Annotated in this window: 17 protein-coding genes; 1 reads left to right on the top strand and 16 read right to left on the bottom strand. The window is 33.3% G+C overall.

The window, feature by feature from the left end; all coding sequences use genetic code 11:
- Window positions 1-37 precede the first annotated feature (37 nt).
- The 4 genes from F7O84_RS08660 to holA form a co-directional block, all read right to left on the bottom strand.
- Entirely contained in the window at window positions 38-1,240 is a 1,203-nt protein-coding gene (locus F7O84_RS08660) for a CapA family protein (RefSeq protein WP_151144198.1), read from the bottom strand.
- Between the two features lie 182 nt (window positions 1,241-1,422).
- Complete coding sequence (locus F7O84_RS08665; protein WP_151144199.1) at window positions 1,423-2,013, bottom strand: zinc dependent phospholipase C family protein; 591 nt, start codon at window positions 2,011-2,013, stop codon at window positions 1,423-1,425.
- Window positions 2,014-2,193: 180 nt separating this feature from the next.
- Window positions 2,194-3,303: an RNA polymerase sigma factor RpoD gene (gene rpoD / locus F7O84_RS08670; RefSeq protein WP_151144200.1), complete on the bottom strand. Its 1,110-nt coding sequence runs from the start codon at window positions 3,301-3,303 to the stop codon at window positions 2,194-2,196.
- 156 nt (window positions 3,304-3,459) lie between these two features.
- The gene (gene holA, locus F7O84_RS08675) at window positions 3,460-4,437 is read right to left on the bottom strand and encodes a DNA polymerase III subunit delta (protein WP_151144201.1); all 978 of its coding nucleotides are present in this window, start codon (window positions 4,435-4,437) and stop codon (window positions 3,460-3,462) included.
- An 817-nt stretch (window positions 4,438-5,254) separates the two neighbouring features.
- On the opposite strand from holA, the gene F7O84_RS18985 reads away from it, so the two are divergent.
- Window positions 5,255-5,404: a hypothetical protein gene (locus tag F7O84_RS18985; protein WP_192451702.1), complete on the top strand. Its 150-nt coding sequence runs from the start codon at window positions 5,255-5,257 to the stop codon at window positions 5,402-5,404.
- A gap of 103 nt (window positions 5,405-5,507) precedes the next feature.
- Here F7O84_RS18985 and F7O84_RS08680 read toward each other — a convergent pair whose 3' ends face one another.
- From F7O84_RS08680 to rpsB, 12 genes are all read right to left on the bottom strand, one after another.
- A complete protein-coding gene (locus tag F7O84_RS08680) occupies window positions 5,508-9,974 on the bottom strand; it encodes a PolC-type DNA polymerase III (RefSeq protein WP_151144202.1) in 4,467 nt (1,488 codons plus the stop codon).
- 2 nt (window positions 9,975-9,976) lie between these two features.
- Window positions 9,977-11,032: a flavodoxin-dependent (E)-4-hydroxy-3-methylbut-2-enyl-diphosphate synthase gene (ispG, locus tag F7O84_RS08685; protein WP_151144203.1), complete on the bottom strand. Its 1,056-nt coding sequence runs from the start codon at window positions 11,030-11,032 to the stop codon at window positions 9,977-9,979.
- 80 nt (window positions 11,033-11,112) lie between these two features.
- Window positions 11,113-12,144: an RIP metalloprotease RseP gene (gene rseP, locus F7O84_RS08690; RefSeq protein WP_151144204.1), complete on the bottom strand. Its 1,032-nt coding sequence runs from the start codon at window positions 12,142-12,144 to the stop codon at window positions 11,113-11,115.
- Window position 12,145: 1 nt separating this feature from the next.
- Window positions 12,146-13,288, bottom strand: coding sequence for a 1-deoxy-D-xylulose-5-phosphate reductoisomerase (locus F7O84_RS08695; RefSeq protein ID WP_151144205.1), 1,143 nt, complete (start codon window positions 13,286-13,288; stop codon window positions 12,146-12,148).
- A gap of 16 nt (window positions 13,289-13,304) precedes the next feature.
- A complete protein-coding gene (locus F7O84_RS08700; RefSeq protein ID WP_151144206.1) occupies window positions 13,305-14,108 on the bottom strand; it encodes a phosphatidate cytidylyltransferase in 804 nt (267 codons plus the stop codon).
- Between the two features lie 3 nt (window positions 14,109-14,111).
- A complete protein-coding gene (locus F7O84_RS08705; RefSeq protein ID WP_151144207.1) occupies window positions 14,112-14,819 on the bottom strand; it encodes an isoprenyl transferase in 708 nt (235 codons plus the stop codon).
- A gap of 105 nt (window positions 14,820-14,924) precedes the next feature.
- Window positions 14,925-15,479, bottom strand: a complete 555-nt coding sequence (gene frr, locus F7O84_RS08710) for a ribosome recycling factor (RefSeq protein WP_151144208.1) — start codon at window positions 15,477-15,479, stop codon at window positions 14,925-14,927.
- Between the two features lie 13 nt (window positions 15,480-15,492).
- Window positions 15,493-16,188, bottom strand: coding sequence for a UMP kinase (pyrH, locus tag F7O84_RS08715; protein ID WP_151144209.1), 696 nt, complete (start codon window positions 16,186-16,188; stop codon window positions 15,493-15,495).
- A gap of 105 nt (window positions 16,189-16,293) precedes the next feature.
- On the bottom strand, window positions 16,294-17,085 hold the full coding sequence (locus F7O84_RS08720; protein WP_151144210.1) for a polymer-forming cytoskeletal protein: 792 nt from the start codon (window positions 17,083-17,085) through the stop codon (window positions 16,294-16,296).
- Window positions 17,086-17,101: 16 nt separating this feature from the next.
- Window positions 17,102-18,064 carry a polysaccharide deacetylase family protein gene (locus F7O84_RS08725; protein ID WP_151144211.1) on the bottom strand — a complete coding sequence of 321 codons (963 nt, stop codon included), beginning with the start codon at window positions 18,062-18,064 and terminating at the stop codon, window positions 17,102-17,104.
- Window positions 18,065-18,312: 248 nt separating this feature from the next.
- Window positions 18,313-19,236, bottom strand: coding sequence for a translation elongation factor Ts (tsf, locus tag F7O84_RS08730; RefSeq protein ID WP_151144212.1), 924 nt, complete (start codon window positions 19,234-19,236; stop codon window positions 18,313-18,315).
- A gap of 119 nt (window positions 19,237-19,355) precedes the next feature.
- Window positions 19,356-20,090, bottom strand: coding sequence for a 30S ribosomal protein S2 (gene rpsB, locus F7O84_RS08735; RefSeq protein ID WP_151144213.1), 735 nt, complete (start codon window positions 20,088-20,090; stop codon window positions 19,356-19,358).
- Window positions 20,091-20,162 lie beyond the last annotated feature (72 nt).

Below are 20,162 nucleotides of genomic sequence, written 5' to 3' on the forward strand. Positions count from 1 at the left end.
CATAGTTATATCATATGTTTGCTCATTTTATTGAGAATTATTCCTTTGGCTTTACATTTCCTTCTTGATCCACCACTGCATTTGTTGATATCTCTGTCAGATATTGATATATTTCCTCTTGATTAGATGCCTTATTCAATACATAGGAAGAATCGGTTGCACATGCTTCTAGGCTAAGCGCTATATTTTTTTCACTGTCTATCTCCATTTTTAAATAAGCAGTTTTGGGAATCTGACTACCAAATATAAAATTACCTAAACTATAAAAGATTGGTTTTTCATTGTAGTATTCAATTCCTTGGAGTACATGTGGGTGAGCACCTATTACGATATCTGCTCCTGCATCGATATATTTTTTAGCAAGCTCCCTTTGATAATCTTGTGGGTATTCATCTCTTTCTATTCCCCAATGTACATAGATAATTACAACATCACAAGTTTCTTTTGCACTTTTAATCTCTGCTATTAAATTTGTAGGATCATAAGTTGTAAAGACTCCTGGTGAAGATCCTGCTGCCCAATTTGGTACTGGAATAACTCTTGAGGCTGCCAGGATTCCAATATTCATTCCATTTAATTCAAACTCTCTTCGTTGTTTTGCTTCCTCATGATTATTACCTGCTCCAACGTATTGAATTTGCGCATTCTCAAGTGTCTCAAACGTATCAACTAATGCGTCCTGTCCATAATCTAACACATGATTATTTGCTAATGCTACAATATCAATTCCCAAATCTTTCAATACATTTACCCTTTTGGGGTCAATGCGAAATGTAAACTGTTTATCTTCAGCTGCTGTTCCTCTGTTACTAAATGGAAATTCTTCATTTACCATAGTTAAGTCTGCCTGATTCATTTCTTCAACAATATCAGGAGCAAGAATCCCTTGAATTCCTTTGGTATCATATTGAGTCAATAAATAACCTGTTAGCAAAACATCACCTGTAAAAACTAATTTTGTTTTTACCTCAGGTTCTTCCTCAATAGGTGTTTCTACCTCTTCTTCAGCCTTTAAATCCTCTTCTTGTGTATCCTTCACTTCATTAGCTGTCTCATCTACTATGGGAGTGTCCGTATCTATTGATACCGCTTCCTCGGTTATTTGATTGGTAGCTGGTTTTTCACGCTCTTGCTTTATCAACTCCCAAATGTTATTTCTATATTTGATACAACCAATGATAAGTACAATAAATAATAGCCCTATACTAAATTCTAATATATGTATCAGTATCTTTTTCATTGAAGTAAGTTCCTTTCTGACCTATTTCGACTATTCCTCTCTCTATTATACTTTGATATCTGCGTTATGTAAATACATCCAACTTCCTATGTACATACGTCATTACATAAATATACGCTGCCCTTAGATTAATATTCCTTGGACAGCGTATATACTTTGAATGTTTTATTTTTATATTTTTTCTAAGCTGCAAATGAAAAGCGTTTCATATTTATTGCTTTCTCAAACAAGTAAACCAATGTATTTACTACTTGAAGAGTTATATTCACTATAAACTCACAGTCTTCTAGTACACATCTTTTACACTTAATGTATTCTTTGTGAGTCTTTTCAATAAATTGAAACAATGCCTCTAAAGATTCCAGACGAATAAATTTAGAAATCTTTTTCGTTGCTTCCCCGCTTTTGATATATTCTTTTAATTGAAACTTTAAATGCTTTTCATAAACACAATGATCTTTTAATGTGCCAACATAAGTAATATTGTGTGGGAAGGTAAAGTAATCGGCAATATAATGAATTACCTGGCCCAGATTTCTCCAATAAGCCCTTTTGTTATTCATATTACTGTCATTTGCGATTGTTAATTTTGTCATATCGTCCTTAAGCTTTTGAAATGTAGTGCCAAATTCATGTTTCGTAGTCAGAAAGGTTGGCTTACAATCCGGAAGAATACTTCCTAAATAAAATGCTTTTTTATGCTTCACCAAATCTTGTTGATGAAGATTATCTACAATATAACCTGCTAATGATATATGGGATTTTTTTCTCACTATATTCTCCTTTTTCTTTAGAAAAACAGATGTTTTACTATCATTTCTATCAAGCAATTGAATGATTTACGATAAATTATAGTATTTCATAACAATCCCATTTTATTCTTTTCAATATTAAATAGCAAGAACATTTGTGTTAATTTTTTATGAACTGTAAATAAAGTTAACTCACAAACTTTATTCTAAAAATTCCTTTAATTTACGACTTCTGTTTGGATGTCTTAGCTTGCGAAGTGCTTTTGCTTCAATCTGTCTGATTCTTTCTCTTGTAACATTGAATTCTTTTCCAACCTCTTCTAATGTTCTTGGAGTACCGTCCTCTAAACCAAATCGAAGTTTAATTACTTCTCTTTCTCTATCATTTAAAGTAGATAAGGCTTCTGAAAGTTCTTGCTTTAACATGGTAAATGCAGCGGAATCAGATGGGGATAGCGCATTATCATCTTCAATAAAGTCACCCAAGTGGCTGTCTTCTTCTTCACCAATTGGTGTTTCTAGGGATACAGGATCTCTTGATATCTTAAGTACCTCTTCCACCTTTGCAACGGGGATATCCATTCTAGCTGCGATTTCTTCACTGGTCGGTTCTCTTCCCAACTCTTGCATTAACACACGTGATGTTCTTAAGGTCTTATTGATTGTCTCAACCATATGAACAGGAACACGAATCGTCTTAGCAAAATCTGCAATTCCTCTAGTGATTGCCTGACGAATCCACCAAGTCGCATAAGTACTAAACTTATATCCTTTTTGATAATCAAATTTATCAACTGCTTTCATTAATCCAATATTACCTTCTTGAATCAAATCAAGGAATGACAGGCCTCTTCCTACATATTTCTTAGCTATACTTACCACTAATCTTAGGTTGGACTCAATCAGCTTTTTCTTAGCGTCCTCATCACCTTCACTCATCTTTTTAGCAAGACTAATTTCATCTTCTACCGATAATAACGATATATTTCCGATTTCTTTCAGATACATTCGAACTGGATCTTCTGTACTAACTCCATCTAATACATCTACTTCATCTATTATTTCAACTTCTTCTTCCTCGTCCGACAAAATAAAAGGATCTTCTTCCTCTTCTTCCGTAACTCTTGTGGTCATGACATCTACATTCTGTCTTTCAAAGTATTCGAGTACCCAGTCAAGCTTCTCTGGAGTTAATTCCATTCCCTCAAACGCATCATTTATTTCTTCTAATCCTAATGTATTGTTATTTACCTTTGCAGTTTTTAACAACTTTTCCATAATTTTTGTAAACTTTACTACTGCTTCATCCATTTATTTCACCCTTTTATTTCATATAATTTCGACTCTTTTTGACAAACGACAACATTATAGCATACTTTTAAAGTGTTGAACACTTATTATTTTAAATATTTTATTTTGTTTTATTTTTACCAAAAATAATGATAAATGCTATGTTTCGTCTTGTAACTAACCGCTAAAATTTATAATTAACAATTCTAAGCTCATGACATCATTTATCCTACCCGTTTTGACAGACTCCTCTGTTTCTGCACACGAATTTAGGGCTGATTTCAGCCATTCAACAGAAAAACTCGTTGACTGTGATACATATTTATTTACTACAAATCCGGGCAAACCTATTTTTTTTGCTATATCGCTAGAACTAAAACCTAAACGTTTCAAATCCTTTATCTGTAACAATAAATTAAATTGTCTTGTTATCAGAAAAAGAATTCTCATTGGTGGCTCCTTAAGTGCTAATAAATCATAATATAAATCAAGTGCCTGTTTTTGCTTTTTCTCTGCAACCGCACTTACCATATCAAATATGTTATTTGATATTCTTGTTGTACATATTGTATTGATATCACTTTCCGAAATGCTTTCTCTCTCCCCTACATAGCAGATTAATTTTTCAAGCTCTTTATGGATATTTTCCATATCCGTTCCTGTTTTAGCTAAAAATAACTGCATCGCATTCTGTGTAATCTTTTTGTTTTCCTTCTTAAGTAACCCCAATATCCATTTTGTCAGGCTATTTTCATCCTGATAATTTAACTCCACCGTTCTTCCTTTGTCTTTTACCTTTTTAAAAAGTCTTCCTCGCTTATCCACCTCATTTTCAACAAATATGAAGCATGTAGTTTCTGAGCAACTATCCAAATAATCTGCCAGCTCATCACACTTTTCTTTAAAAAATCCGCTATTTTCAATAATAATGACTCTTCGTTCAGCAAAAAAGGGCATTGTCTCTGCCAAATCTATTATTTCATTCGGATTAATACCTTTGCCTTCATAATAGCTATGATTCATGGTATCATCGACAGAAACCAATGAGGATTTTAGCTTATTTTTATATAATCTCTTTAAATATGATTCTTCACCATAAAGTAAATACATATTCTTAAAAATATTATTTTTCAAATCTTCATTTAAATTTCTCATCGAATACCTCCATTGGTATTTATTATATATGTATATAATAACCTACTCTTCTACATTTTAATTCAGTTTTTGACTTTTTGTCAACTATACCGCTAGTAAATTACTTCCAAATTAAAATTTATTCTTGATTTTAAATCTACCAACTTTTTTCTATTATTGACCCAGATTCTTTGTTGTATAAATTGCTTGACTATTCAATCATAATACAGATACTTTTTATCAATTATGAATATTATAGTTCATTCTCTTTTGCAAATCATACATAAAACAACGCTACTTTTTCTAAAAACTAACGTTTTGTTTGTGTAATCTGATATTGTAAAAACCTTCAATCCTCACTATTTACAAGGGTTTTGGTAACAAAAACGTTTCATAACCTTTACTGTGCATTCATACTTCGTTCATAATTTCTCCATATTCGTTCTATATAATTTTAATCATAGTAATAAAACTTTTTCATATTCAACCGCCAACTATGTTGGCAAAATTCTCCCTTTTATTATAGTAATAAACAATAGCAAGCCGCTGGATACCCACCAGCGGTTATTGTTTTGCATTTTTTAAATCTTTAAAATACTTTAGTAAAATCTTTAATCTTTCTAAAAACTTAACTAATTCAAGTTAGAAACCTATTAATTATGTTGAAAAATATTCTTATTCATATATTTATGTAACATTTTGCTATATAACAACTTTTATTTGCTATATTGTTAATTTTTTTACTATAATTTTTAATTTTTTATTTACTTTTTCCTCATTTTATTTTATAATTTTAATAAGTTTCAAATAATTCAGCATAATACTGGAGGGGAATTATATGAATGAAAGCGAACAAATTGAGAGATTAGAATCTGAAATACGGGATCTTGAATATGAATGTGAAATGTGGCGTAAAACCTCTAATCAGTTAAATGAAACATTGAATAAACTAATTACAACATTTATATTTAACACTGATAAAGCCTGATTGTTGCAATCGGCTTTATTTTTATATAATAGGAAAGTTCTTCGAACTTCCCTATTATACTCATCCCTCCAAAAGCTCCCACGCAACGTCGTTGCACCTACTTTTACATGTCAAAGAGCGATAATTGGTTTGATTCAGGCAAATCTCCCAAAAGTCCCAAATCATCCATTAAATCAATAACTGTTTTACTTACTTTGGTTCTCTGACGAAAATCATCCTTTGATAAAAACTTACCATCTTTTGCTGCTTCTACCACTGCATCGGCTGCCTTATCTCCCAATCCATCAATTGTACTTAGTGACGGCATCAATTTGCCATTCACTACTTCAAATCGATGTGCTTTGGCACTATAAATATTAATAGGCTCAAATTCAAATCCTCTCGCATACATTTCTTGTACAATTCTCATATCTTTTAACGTATCTTGTTCCTTCTTAGAAAGGGTATCTGCTCTCTTTTTATAATCATTCAGATAATACTCTAATTTGTCCTTACCTTGGCACATAAGTTCATAAGTAAATCCAGATGCACGAATACTAAAATAAGCTGCATAATAGGCAAGAGGATAAAACACTTTAAAATACGCAATCCTCCAAGCCATCATAACGTAAGCTGCCGCATGTGCTTTTGGAAACATGTATTTTATCTTCCTACAAGACCATATATACCATTCTGGAACTCCCTTTTCAAGCATTGCATCGACCCATTCATCCTTTAAGCCTTTTCCCTTACGTACACTTTCCATGATGGTAAATGAAAGTTCACTTTCTACTCCTTGATTAATCAAATAAGTCATAATATCATCACGTGTACATATGGCTGTTGAAATGGTAGCCTTTTTTTCTTGAATAAGGGTCTGGGCATTACCAAGCCACACATCTGTACCATGTGACAATCCTGAAATTCTTACTAAATCAGAAAAAGATTTTGGTTTGGTATCAATTAACATTTGAATTACGAAATCTGTACCAAATTCAGGAATTCCAAGGGCTCCAAGTGGACATCCACCAATATCATCAGGCGTAATATTCAACGCCTTTGTACTACTAAACAAAGACATAACTTCTTTATTATCCAGAGGAATCTCTTTTGCATCAATTCCTGTAATATCTTCTAACATTCGAATCATCGTAGGATCGTCGTGTCCAAGTATATCAAGCTTTAGCAAGTTATGGTCAATGGAATGGTAATCAAAATGTGTTGTAATGGTATCTGTTGTCATATCATTTGCAGGTCTTTGAACTGGCGTAAAGGAATAGATTTCTTCGCCATGGGGTAAAACGATAATACCTCCTGGATGTTGACCAGTTGTTCTTCTTACTCCTACGCAGCCTCCAACAATTCTACTAATTTCACAGTTCCTCTTTCTTACACCGCGCTCTTCATAATAATTTTTTACATATCCAAACGCTGTTTTATCCGCCAGCGTACCTATTGTACCAGCTCTAAATGTTTGACCTTTCCCAAATATAACCTCTGTATAGCGGTGAGCATTACTTTGATAATCACCAGAAAAGTTCAAATCGATATCTGGCTCCTTATTTCCTTTAAATCCCAAAAATGTTTCAAACGGAATATCAAATCCTTCCTTCTTTAGAAGCTCACCACACTTAGGACAAGGCTTATCTGGCATATCACATCCTGCCCCACCAACGTACTTCTTAACTTCCTCTGAATCAAAATCACTGTAATGACATTTCGCACAATAGTAATGTGGCCTTAATGGATTTACTTCTGTAATTCCAGACATTGTTGCAACAAAAGAAGAACCAACAGAACCTCTTGACCCCACTAAATAGCCATCATCATTTGACTTCCACACTAGCTTTTGTGCGATAATATACATTACCGCAAACCCATTTGATATGATTGAGTTTAGTTCTCTCTCTAGCCTTTCTGTTACTACTTCTGGTAAAACCTTTCCATATATTTCATGCGCCTTATCATAACAAATATCTCTTAAGGTCTGATCGGAATTTTCGATAACGGGAGCGCATTTATCAGGTCTTACTGGTGATATTCTCTCTATCATATCTGCGATTTTATTCGTATTGGTAATAACAACCTCTTCTGCTTTTTTACTTCCCAAATACTCGAATTCCTTAAGCATCTCCTCTGTGGTTCTTAGATAGAGTGGTGCCTGGTCGTCTGCATCCTTAAAGCCTTTCCCTGCCATTATAATTCTTCGATACACTTCATCCTCAGGATCCAAAAAATGTACGTCACAGGTAGCTACAACTGGCTTTTTAAACTGTTCGCCTAATTCTACAATCTTACGATTGATATTTTTCAAATCATCTTCAGAATTTACTTGGGAATTTTTTTCATCTTTTAACATGAATGAATTATTGCCAATCGGCTGAATCTCCAAATAATCGTAGAAATTTACGAGTCTTGCAATCTCTTCCTCTGATTCTCCTCGAAGTACTGCTTTGTATAATTCTCCTGCTTCACACGCAGATCCTATGATAAGGCCTTCTCTATACTTAATAAACTCACTCTTAGGAATTCGAGGTCTTCTACTATAATAATTGATATGTGAATACGATATTAATTTATATAAGTTAACTCTACCTACATCGTTTTTAGCCAAAATAATTGCATGATGTGTAGGAAGCTTTTTAATTGTCTGAACAGACATTCCACCAGCTTGATTAACGCTATGTAAATCGTAGATTTCTCTTTCTTTTAACATCTCTATGAATTTAACAAATATTTCTGCTGTACAACCTGCATCATCCACAGCTCTATGATGGTTATCTAGCGATATGCCAAGTGATTTGGCTACAACATCTAGCTTGTATTTGCTTAGACTAGGTAATAAAAATCTAGCCATAGCAACCGTATCAATAACAGTGTAATCGCATATGAGCTTTTGCCTGTCACAGTTGGCCTTTATAAAACTCATATCAAACCCTGCATTATGAGCGACCATAACTGCCCCATTACAAAATTCTATAAATTTTGGTAACACTTCATCAATCAGTGGCTCGTTGATTACCATGTTATCTGTAATTCCTGTCAATTTCTCGATTTCAAAAGGAATCGGAACTTGTGGATTTACAAAGGAACTAAAACGTTCTATAATCTCACCATTTTTTACCTTGACAGCTCCAATTTCTATAATACGATTCTTAATTGGACTAAAACCAGTTGTCTCAATATCAAATACAACAAAGGTATCATTTAAAGTTTGTCCCTTTACATTTTGCACGATTTCTTTTAAATCATCTACTAAATAAGCCTCTACTCCATATATCACTTTAAAATCGTCGTTCTTATCAATTGCATGGTTCGCATCTGTAAAGGCCTGAACAACGCCATGGTCTGTTATGGCAATTGCTTTATGTCCCCATTTTTTTGCTCGTTTGATGATGTCCTTTACATCTGCAACTCCATCCATATCACTCATTTTAGTATGACAATGAAGCTCCACTCTTTTTTCCGGGTTTGTATCCATTCTTGAAGTTGTAAAATCAGGTATTTTTTTCATTCCTGCAACAGAAGCAATTGTTAATTCACTATCAAAGCGGTCCACAGTTGTGATACCCTTAACCTTTATAAATACACCTGTTTTTAATTCTTTGAGTAATTCATCTCTTTGCTCATTTTTTAGAAACATTTTTACTGTTATGGTATCTGTAAAATCTGTAATGTTAAACATAACAATTGTTTTTTCATTACGAATTTCTCTGGTATCTAAAAATATAACCTTACCTCGAATGACTACTTCTCCCATTTCACCGGCTATACTTTCGATTGTAATTTCACCTTCTTCAAAATCTCTACCATAAATAACATCAGGGTTATCACTTTTCTTAAATTGTCCGTAGCCACCTTTTTGATAAGACTTCTTCTCAAATGAAGGTTTTGTTTCTTTTTGCTTTTGTATTGGTTTTTCTATTTTTGTTTCTTTTTCAGCCACTGCAGAATCAGCATTTGTTGATTGTTCTTCTATATTTTGGCTGTACTCTTCATCGTCACGTTTTATGGAGCATTGACTTACAATAAAAGCAATTTCTTGTTCTATTTTCTTTTCACTCATAGCTCTTGCTTTACTAGACTTTGGCTCTTCATACTCTACGTCTATTTTTATTTTAAATCCGCAACGTTCGTTAAAGATTTTGTCAAGAATTCGAACCAATTCATCTGCTTTACTTTTGGCTATAACAGAATCCTCTAGCGTAATAATTAGAACTTCTTCATTTACAAATTTGTACTTTGCCATATGAAATAAATTATATTCAAGCATACTATACTCTTTCAATTCATCCAAAATACTGTCACGATATACCACCATAAGCTTAGAGGGTGTATACTGTTCGGATAAATGAAAAGACTCTAATATTTTTATGGAGATTTCATTTTTTGGAAATAACTGGTTTCTAATTTCTCTCTCTATTCCAAATATATCCTTTTTTTCTATGAGACGACTACTCTTTATATACACTCGAATAAAATCTCTTTTTGTATTTGAACTGATTTTAGTAATTTCAACCTCTTCCATAAGGCTTTGAAGATCATGGTTTAATTTCAGGGTAGAAAATGCTTCAAAAAATAGCTTGCCCATTCTTATTCACTCCAATTAAGTAATTCATTTCTTAAAGTGTTTAGTAATTCTTCTTCTGGTACCTTTTTCACAATTTCACCATGCTTTATTAATAATCCTTCGCCCATACCACCAGCAATTCCAATATCTGCTTCTCGTGCTTCTCCTGGTCCGTTTACAACGCAACCCATTACGGCAACCTTAATATCAAGTGGAATATCAGCAACCATATTCTCTACTTCATTTGCAAGTTGTATTAAATTAATTTTAGTACGTCCACACGTCGGGCAAGATACTACTTCGATTCCACCTTTTCTAAGCCCCAAAGTTTTTAATATTAACTTTGCTGACTTGATTTCTTCTAATGGGTCTCCTGTTAAGGATACTCGAATGGTGTCACCAATTCCTTGATTTAAAATAATGCCAAGTCCAACTGCGGATTTGATATTCCCTGATAAGACTGTTCCTGATTCTGTTATTCCTACATGAAGAGGGTAGTTCGTTTTCTTTGCAATAAGTTCATGCGTCTTTACACACATTAAGACATCAGAAGACTTAATGCTGATTACAAGGTTATCATAACCAAGGTCCTCAATTATTTTCACTTTATTTAAGGCGCTTTCAACAATTCCTTCTGCTGTAACACCATTGTATTTTTGAATCAGCTCCTTTTCTAAAGAACCACTATTTACACCTACACGAATCGGTATATTTCTTTCCTTCGCCTTTAAAACTACCGCTTCTACTCTATCTATGCTTCCAATATTTCCTGGATTAATACGTATTTTATCTGCACCATTCTCAATTGCTGCAATTGCCAAACGATAATCAAAATGAATATCGGCAACTAGGGGAATTGTGATTTTCTTTTTAATTTCTTTGAGTGCCAAAGCAGCTTTCATATCTGGAACAGCACAACGTATAATATCACATCCTGCCTTTGTCAAAGCGTTTATCTGATTAACAGTTGCCTCTACGTCATCTGTTCTTGTATTCGTCATAGATTGAATTAAGATTGGATTTCCTCCTCCTATGACTTTATTTCCTATTTGAATTACTTTTGTATTTTCTCTATACATTTTTTTACCTCCAATACAGTCGCTTCTTACTTTGTATGAAACGGACTAGTCTAGAAAAAGTTCGCATAGCGAACTTTTCTTTAGAATAATCGTCTTATATCATTAAACATTACAAGGATCATTAATGCCATAAGAAGCATTAAACCAACAAAATGTACCATTCCTTCTTTTTCTTGATTAATTGGCTTTCCTCTAATTGCTTCAATAATTAAAAATACCAATCGTCCACCATCCAAAGCAGGAAGTGGCAAAAGATTCATAACTCCAAGATTTGCACTTAATATTATGGATATGTTTAGCATACTAAGCCATACATAAAAGGCTCCTTCTCTTTTGCTTTCTTCGTAGGTATCACCTATCATATTAACCATTCCTACAGGACCTTGTACGTCATCCTTCGTAACTTTTCCTTCAAAAATCATACCAATGCTTTTTATTGTTAGCTTAATCCAGTATTTCACCTCATATGCACTATATTGAATCGTGGTAATTGCATTTCCCTTTACTTTCTTTCCAGCTCCCCTAAATCCAAACAGGTAATTACCTGTCTCTTCATCTAATTGAGGTACCAAAGTAACATTATATTCTTTGCCCTCACGTTCAAATACGATATCTGCTGCCTTTCCTTGATTTAATTGAACATAAATAGATACTTCACGATATAAATTTATTTTTTCATTATTAATTTTTATGATTTTATCACCAGCTTGCATCCCTGCTTCTTGTGCAGGATATCCCTCCATTACTTCACTTACGATTGGTAGATCATATCCAATCTTTCCCACAATAAATAAAGCAAGTATAAAGGCTAATATAAAGTTAAAGATTGGACCTGCTGCAATTACAGATATTCTTGCCCACACAGGCTTCTTACCAAATGCTCGTTCATCATCGATTGCTTCATCCTCTCCAAGCATCATGCAAGAACCACCAAAAGGTAAAAGTTTTAATGAATATCTCGTCTCACCTTTTACAAAGCTTACTATTCTTGGCCCCATACCAACGGAAAATTCAGTTACATAAATTCCATTTTTCTTTGCCAGGAGAAAATGCCCCATCTCATGAATCACAATAATTAAGCTAAAAATTAATAATGCTATGATTATTTTCAAACTAACACCTGCTTTCAATTAATTCATATACTGACTGTTCAATTTCAATTATTTGATCGACTGTTGGATTCTTTATAATTTTGTGTTCACTCATACACATTTCAATAGTGTCTGCTATATCTAGATATCTCATTTTTTCTTGTAAAAATTTACTTACTGCCATTTCATTAGCAGCATTAAAAACGGTAGGCATAGAATCACCAATGTTTCCTGCCTGGTAAGCAAGCTTTAGCCCTTTAAATGTTTCCATATCTGGGTCTTCAAATGTTATTCCACCCAATTTTGCGAAATCTAATCTTTCATTTTGCATACTCTTTCTTTCTGGATAAAATAGAGCATATTGAATTGGGAGCTTCATATCTGGTAATCCTAATTGTGCCATAATGCTTCCATCAATAAACTCAACCATAGAATGAATGATACTTTGAGGCTGCACAACTACCTGTATTTGATCCATTGTCGTATCAAAAAGCCATTTGGCTTCTATTACTTCCAAACCTTTGTTTACAAGTGTCGAAGAATCGATTGTAATTTTTCTTCCCATTGCCCAATTTGGATGCTTTAGTGCATCTTGTAACTTAACCTTTGCAAGCTCATTTATCTTCTTTCCTCTAAATGGACCACCTGAAGCCGTCAATAATATTTTATGAATCTCTTTTGGATTTTCACCATTTAAAGATTGAAAAATCGCACTATGTTCACTATCTACAGGCAATATATTTACCTTATTTTCTTTGGATAACGGCATAATGATATGACCTGCTGTCACTAATGTTTCTTTATTCGCCAACGCGATGTGCTTACCTGCCTTTATTGCAGCAACGGTTGGACGAATCCCTATCATTCCAACAACAGCCGTAACTACAATATCTATTTCTTCTAATGTAGAGATGAATATCAATCCATCCATCCCACTTACTACTTTTGTATTTGTATCTTTTATGAAATCCTTTAGTTCTAGTGCCTTCTTTTCATCCCAAACCGCAACGTATTGTGGTTTGAATTCTCTGATTTGCTTTTCTAATAATTCGATATTGGATCCAGCAGCAAGTGCAGTGATATGTAAATCTGCATTTTCTCTTACAACATCTAAAGTCTGTGTTCCAATTGAACCAGTCGAACCTAAAATCGACAATTTCTTCATGTCTTCCTCCATCTTATTATAAGATAACCGTTGCCAATAGATAAATCACAGGAGCTGTGAAAATAACACTGTCAAATCGATCTAGTATACCACCGTGTCCGGGAATTAATGTACCATAGTCTTTAATATCATGATTTCTCTTGATTGCAGATGCCGCTAAATCCCCTATCTGAGAAATAATAGCTCCTAATGCACAAATAAGAGCAAACCATACAATGATGATGTTTTCTCCGCTTTGTAAATACTGGCTGATAACCCCTGCATAAATTGCGCCAATCAAAGCTGCACCAACGATTCCACCTATTCCACCTTCGATTGACTTTTTAGGGCTTAATTTAGGTGCCATTTTGTGTTTCCCTATCAACATACCAACGCAGTAAGCACAAGTATCACATCCCCATGAGCAAATAAATATAAGCCAAACAATATATGCGCCATCCTCTAATAATCTTGTTTGATATATATAGGATAACATAATTGAGACATAGAATAAACCAAAAAATATTATCATGATTTCATCTGCTTTGAATTTTGGAAACAATATTACATATTCTATCATAACTAAAACCAAAAATATCATAATAAAATACATAAAATACTGTTTGTATTGGTATCTTAACATAAAATAATAAACTATAGTAAAAACATAACCAGTCATTCCTAATAATTTTCTCTCAAGATGCGCAATTTTATACAATTCTGATAGCCCAATCAAAGATATCAATAATGTTGTTGCAAATAATATATCGCCCCCACTTATAATTGTAGCTAATGCAATTATTATTAAAACTATGCCGCTTAGTAACCTAGTCTTAAACATAAGTTATTCTCCCTTCACGCCTCCAAAACGCCTATCTCTATTATTATATTGCTCGATTGCTTTCACTAATTCATCTTTTGTAAAATCTGGCCATAATACATCTGTAACATAAAACTCTGCATACGCAAGCTGCCATAAAAGAAAATTTGATAACCTTAATTCTCCGCTTGTACGAATTAACAAATCAGGATCTGGAATATCCTTTGTATCCAAATAGGAATCCAATATCTTTTCATCTATATCATCTATGTTAAGTTTATTTTCATCTTTATCAATTATTATCTTTTTCACTGCTCTAACAATCTCATTACGGGAACCATAGTTAATCGCAACCTGAAAATTTAAACCAGTATTATTTTTAGATGACTCTTCTAAATTAGCTATACTTTTTTGTAAGTCTACATCTAATTTTGATTTATCACCAATTACTTTTACCTTCATATTGTTCTTTGTAGCTGTTCTTGTACATGTTTTCATATAATTTCTAAGTAAAGTCATAAGAGCATCTACCTCATTTTGAGGCCGATTCCAATTTTCAGTAGAAAACGCATATACGGTTAGATATTTTACTCCAAGCTTATAAGCGTCCTCACATATTCTTTCTACCGTTTTTGCACCTTGTGTGTGCCCATAATTTCTTGGCATGCCCTTTTTGGCTGCCCATCTGCCATTGCCATCTAAAATAATAGCAATATGTTGTGGAATATTCATAAAGAACTCCTTTCCATTATCTTATGCAGCAAAGCTAAAAAAGGAAGGTCCTTGATCTGGTCAGTGCAACCGACAAGAGACCTTCCATTCAATTTTTAGCTTAGATTATACCGTAAGTATTTCTTTTGATTTTGCTTCGATTGCTTTATCAATTTCATTAATATACTTATCCGTTAATTTTTGAGTTTCATCCTCTAATTGTTTGATTTCATCTTCTGATATATCGTTTGATTTACTCATTTTCTTAAATGCATCATTTGCATCTCTTCTAATATTTCGAATGGCTACTTTTGCTGATTCACCTTTCTTCTTTACATCTTTTACTAATTCTTTTCTTCTATCTTCTGTAAGTTCTGGAAATACTAATCGAATTGTTTTTCCATCATTTGTTGGATTAAGCCCCAAATCAGATACTAAAATTGCTTTTTCGATTTCCTTTAGCATGCTAGCTTCCCATGGTTGAATCTGAATCATTCTAGCTTCAGGAACATTAACATTTGCAACTTGTTGAATTGGTGTAGGTGAGCCATAATAATCTACTCTTAATTTATCTAAAATATGTGGATTTGCACGTCCTGCTCGTACCGCTGAATATTCACCTAATAGGTTCTCCAGTGATTTTTCCATCTTATCACTATATTGTTTTAATCTTTCATCCATTTTTAATTCCTCCTTATACAGTTACTTTCGTTCCGTTAAAATTACCTTTTACAGTATTCACTATACTATTTTCTTCTCCCAATGCAAATACTAGCATTGGAATTTTATTTTCCATGCACATAATAGAAGCTGTCATATCAACTACAGCTAACTTTTTATCAATTACTTCCTGAATGGAAATTTCATTGTATTTAACGGCATTCGGATTCGACTTAGGGTCACTATCATAAACTCCGTCTACTGCTTTGGCAAGTAAAATGTAATCTGCTTCAATTTCAACAGCTCTTAAAACTGTAGCCGTATCGGTAGAAAAATAAGGATGACCTATTCCTCCTGCAAAAAAAACCACCATATTTTTTTCAAAATATTTCATAGCTCTATCCTTTGTAAATAGCTTGCTAAACGCGCCACATTCAAAAGGTGTTAAAATTTGAGTCATCATACCTGTTGCTCTAAATATTTCAGAAACATAGATGCAATTCATTACAGTGGCAAGCATGCCAATTTGGTCTGCTTTTGTACGGTCGATATTTTCGCTGGTTCTTCCTCTCCAGAAATTGCCACCACCAATCACAATACCTACCTGAATTCCTTCGTCTATTAAACTTTTTACTTGCTTTGCAACTTTTATAACGGTTGCTTCATCAAAACCAGTTTTTTTATCTCCTGCTAATGCTTCTCCACTTAGTTTTAATAAAACTCTTTTCATATTGCACCTCTAATTATTATTATTTATGTAACTGTATTATTTTGTCACAATTACATGTGCTGTTACACACACAAAGACTTAAAAAATTATCTATTCTATTATTACTTATTTATTATCTTCAAAAAATGCCTTAACATTAACATCGGAATAGCATTGTGAACAGAAACCTTCGATAACGGCACCATTATTAATCTGAACTGATTTGGATTTAATATCGCCCATAACAACTGCAGATGAATCAATGATAACTGGTCCTTTTACATCAATATCTCCATTTACTGCTCCTGCAATTACAGCAGATGTAGCTGTTACATTACCAATAACAATAGAACCAACTCCTATTTTAACCGTTCCTTCACTTACCACTTCACCTTCGATTCTTGCTGCATCAGCAAAAATCTCATTTGCACTTGAACTGCCTGTTACCTTACCTGTAATTGTAAGTTTACCGCTACAAGTCACATTACCTGTTACTGTACCAACAATTTCAAGAGAACCATTTGATTCTATATCACCTTTAATCGTGGTTCCTTTTGTAATTACTGCTGAATCATCACTTGTAACACTGTCTGTTTTTTCTTCTTCAACAACTAACTCCTCTACAACAGGAATATTTACTTCTGATACTTCATCTTCTACTATTTCTTCCACAATTTCTTTTTGTACTTCGTCTTCAAGTTCTTCTTCAAGTACTTCTTCTATTGTTTCATCTACTGTAGCACTTTCAACTGACTTTAATAAATTATCAAATTCATCTAAATCTATACTATCCTCGGAATCTTCCAATATTTCCTCGTCATTTTCCAATTCATTATCTGTACTTAATAATTCTTCCTCTGGTAATAACTCATTTACAGCTGTTGATAAATCTTCTTTAAATTCTTTAAAAAAACTCATTGTATAATCCTCCATTCTAATTGTTTACTGTTTCCGCCTCAATATGCTGGACATGCGGAACATTTTGATCCAGCGCTTTCATCTGTATACCTAAATTTTGAAGACTTTCAATAATTATACTTAAAGCCTCCACTGATGTGTTCTTCTGTAATGCATCATGCATTAAAATTACAGAAGTTTCATTTTCTTCCACATTATTTAATACGTTATTTACTAATGTTTCGACACTAATATTTTGACTTGTTGCATCTCCACTTGCAACATTCCAATCAAAATAAGTAATGTTTTCATTGTTTAAATATTTAATAAATTCCGTCATTTCAATGTTGCTTACTAAATTATTGCTTCCACCAGGAAATCTATATAAAGTTGGGATTACACCAGTAGATTCATACAATAAATCTCTAAGTTTTTTTTCATCCTTTGCAAATGATTCAACAGAATTATATATCTCACTGTATTGATGGGAATATGAGTGCATTCCAAGTGTATGTCCTTCATCTACAATTCGTTTATAGAGTGCCTTTGCTTCGTCTGTTTCTTTGCCAACCACAAAAAAGGTAGCTTTCACATCATAGTTTTTTAAAATATCAAGTATTTGAGAAGTGTTTTCACTCGGTCCATCATCAAAGGTTAGATACGCTATCGTAGCTTTTTCTTCCTCCTCAACCTTTACCTGCATAGCGTCATACGACTGATTCTCCATTTGCATTTCCTTTGGAAGTTCAGTTGCATATACACCGTCAGCAAGATTTGCAGACTTATTAATTTCACCAATTTCCTCATTTTTCAATAGAACTTTACTCAATTCATCCACTTGTTCTTGTAAGGAAATGATTCGAACCATTAAGAAAAAACTTAATATAGTCGGAAATAATATCGAAAATACAATACTACCGATAATGATTTTTTTTAAACGACTGACCCTAGTCTTTCTCTGTTTGTTTTTTTCTTCAATTGATATCATTAAATCACTCATTTGAATTCCCCCAGACCTATTACCGTATTAATACTATTTTACCACATTTTAAAAAAAGGGGATAAAAATTTTATAAATTCGACAAATATTTTTTATAAAATTTGACCCCTTTTTACATATTATGGCAGGAATCATGTAATATCTGTCAAAGAATTCAACTAATTAAGTAATCATTTTGATACAACTTAACTATTTACATCGAAAAAACGGCTTTACGAAAACCTTCGCAAAGTCGCCTTTCATGCTTGTTACTGACCCATCTGTTTTGCTACTTCTTCAGCAAAGTTTTCTTCTTTCTTTTCAATTCCCTCGCCAGTTTCAAAACGTATGAAACGTTTTACACTTAATTTAGCACCAGTTTCTTTTGCTACCTGTGCAATATACTTAGCAACGGTTAAATCTCCATCTTTTACATATGTCTGGTCTAGTAAACATACTTCTTTTAATTCCTTATTCAAACGACCAATAATCATTTTCTCAATGATATCATCATTTTTATCAGGATTTTCGTTTTTAGCCTGTGCTTTTAGAATTTCTTTTTCATGCTCCATATATTCAGCAGATACTTCGTCTTTTGAAACATACTTTGGAGCAAGAGCAGCAACCTGCATAGCTACATTTCCTAAAGCAGCTTTAATCTCTTCATTAATAATATCTGTTTCTGCTTCAATTAATACACCGATTCTACCGCCACCATGAATATAAGAAACAACACATCCATTCTCAGCAGTAATTTTTTCAAATCTTCTAATATTTAAGTTTTCACCAATAATTGCAATTTTCTCTGTTAATGCTTCTTTTACTGTTTTTGCTGCATCTGCGTTCCAAGCTTCTGATAATAAGCCTTCTACATCTGTAGCATTTGTGCTTAATACTTGATTTGCAACATCTGCTACAAATGTTTGGAAATCATCATTCTTTGCAACAAAGTCAGTCTCACTATTTACTTCAACAATTGCCGCTACTTTGTCTTCTTTAATAACTGCTTTTACTAAGCCTTCTGCTGCTACTCTACCAGATTTTTTCTCAGCTTTTGCTTGTCCATTTTTTCTAAGATATTCAACTGCTGCTTCCATATCTCCGTTTGTTTCATTCAGTGCTTTTTTACAATCCATCATACCAGCACCTGTTACTTCTCTTAATTCTTTTACCATTGCTGCTGTAATTGCCATTTATATATACCTCCGATTTTATTATTATTTAGAAAATGCTCCAACCTGCTAAAACAGGTTGAAGCATTGTATACTTAAATTCAATTGCCAAAGACTATTCCTCAGCTAGATTGATAAACTTAAGCTTCAACTGCTGCTTCTTCCTCTGCAACAACTTCTTCTGTAACCTGGCTACCCTGGTTAGCTTCGATAACAGCATCTGCCATTTTTGAAACGATAAGTTTTACCGCTCTGATAGCATCATCATTACCTGGAATAACGTAATCTAATTCTTCTGGATCACAGTTAGTATCTGCAATACCGATTAATGGAATACCTAATGTATGTGCTTCCTGAATACAAATTCTTTCTTTCTTAGGATCAACTACAAAAATTGCATCAGGCACTCTCTTCATATCTTTGATTCCACCAAGATTTTTTTCAAGCTTTTCTAATTCTTTCTTTAATGCGATTACTTCTTTTTTAGGAAGAACTTCAAATGTTCCATCTTCCTGCATAGTTGTAATTTCTCTAAGTCTTTCAATTCTCTTTTGAACTGTTTTGAAGTTGGTAAGCATTCCACCTAACCATCTCTCATTTACATAGTACATACCGCAACGCTCAGCTTCTGATTTAATTGCATCTTGCGCTTGTTTTTTTGTTCCAACAAAAAGAATTGTACCACCATCTGCAACAACATCTGCAATTGCTTTGTAAGCTTCATCTACTTTACCAACTGATTTTTGTAAGTCAATAATGTAGATACCATTTCTTTCTGTGTAGATGTACTCTGCCATCTTAGGGTTCCATCTTCTTGTCTGATGACCAAAGTGAACACCTGCTTCAAGTAATTGTTTCATTGATATTACGCTCATTTAACTACCTCCATGGTTGTTTCTTCCGTACACTTCATATTTTTAAGCAACCTTTCGGCACCAACTTAAAAA

Source organism: Candidatus Galacturonatibacter soehngenii, from assembly GCF_008830185.1.
Lineage (GTDB): Bacteria > Bacillota > Clostridia > Lachnospirales > Lachnospiraceae > Lachnotalea > Lachnotalea soehngenii.

What these genes read in the sequence shown, in the direction of transcription:
- F7O84_RS08660 (WP_151144198.1), bottom strand. Translation starts at nt 1,240, where the DNA reads ATGAAAAAGATACTGATACATATATTAGAATTTAGTATAGGGCTATTA.
- rpoD (WP_151144200.1), bottom strand. Translation starts at nt 3,303, where the DNA reads ATGGATGAAGCAGTAGTAAAGTTTACAAAAATTATGGAAAAGTTGTTA.
- holA (WP_151144201.1), bottom strand. Translation starts at nt 4,437, where the DNA reads ATGAGAAATTTAAATGAAGATTTGAAAAATAATATTTTTAAGAATATG.
- F7O84_RS18985 (WP_192451702.1), top strand. Translation starts at nt 5,255, where the DNA reads ATGAATGAAAGCGAACAAATTGAGAGATTAGAATCTGAAATACGGGAT.
- F7O84_RS08680 (WP_151144202.1), bottom strand. Translation starts at nt 9,974, where the DNA reads ATGGGCAAGCTATTTTTTGAAGCATTTTCTACCCTGAAATTAAACCAT.
- ispG (WP_151144203.1), bottom strand. Translation starts at nt 11,032, where the DNA reads ATGTATAGAGAAAATACAAAAGTAATTCAAATAGGAAATAAAGTCATA.
- F7O84_RS08695 (WP_151144205.1), bottom strand. Translation starts at nt 13,288, where the DNA reads ATGAAGAAATTGTCGATTTTAGGTTCGACTGGTTCAATTGGAACACAG.
- F7O84_RS08700 (WP_151144206.1), bottom strand. Translation starts at nt 14,108, where the DNA reads ATGTTTAAGACTAGGTTACTAAGCGGCATAGTTTTAATAATAATTGCA.
- F7O84_RS08705 (WP_151144207.1), bottom strand. Translation starts at nt 14,819, where the DNA reads ATGAATATTCCACAACATATTGCTATTATTTTAGATGGCAATGGCAGA.
- frr (WP_151144208.1), bottom strand. Translation starts at nt 15,479, where the DNA reads ATGGATGAAAGATTAAAACAATATAGTGATAAGATGGAAAAATCACTG.
- pyrH (WP_151144209.1), bottom strand. Translation starts at nt 16,188, where the DNA reads ATGAAAAGAGTTTTATTAAAACTAAGTGGAGAAGCATTAGCAGGAGAT.
- F7O84_RS08720 (WP_151144210.1), bottom strand. Translation starts at nt 17,085, where the DNA reads ATGAGTTTTTTTAAAGAATTTAAAGAAGATTTATCAACAGCTGTAAAT.
- F7O84_RS08725 (WP_151144211.1), bottom strand. Translation starts at nt 18,064, where the DNA reads ATGAGTGATTTAATGATATCAATTGAAGAAAAAAACAAACAGAGAAAG.
- tsf (WP_151144212.1), bottom strand. Translation starts at nt 19,236, where the DNA reads ATGGCAATTACAGCAGCAATGGTAAAAGAATTAAGAGAAGTAACAGGT.
- rpsB (WP_151144213.1), bottom strand. Translation starts at nt 20,090, where the DNA reads ATGAGCGTAATATCAATGAAACAATTACTTGAAGCAGGTGTTCACTTT.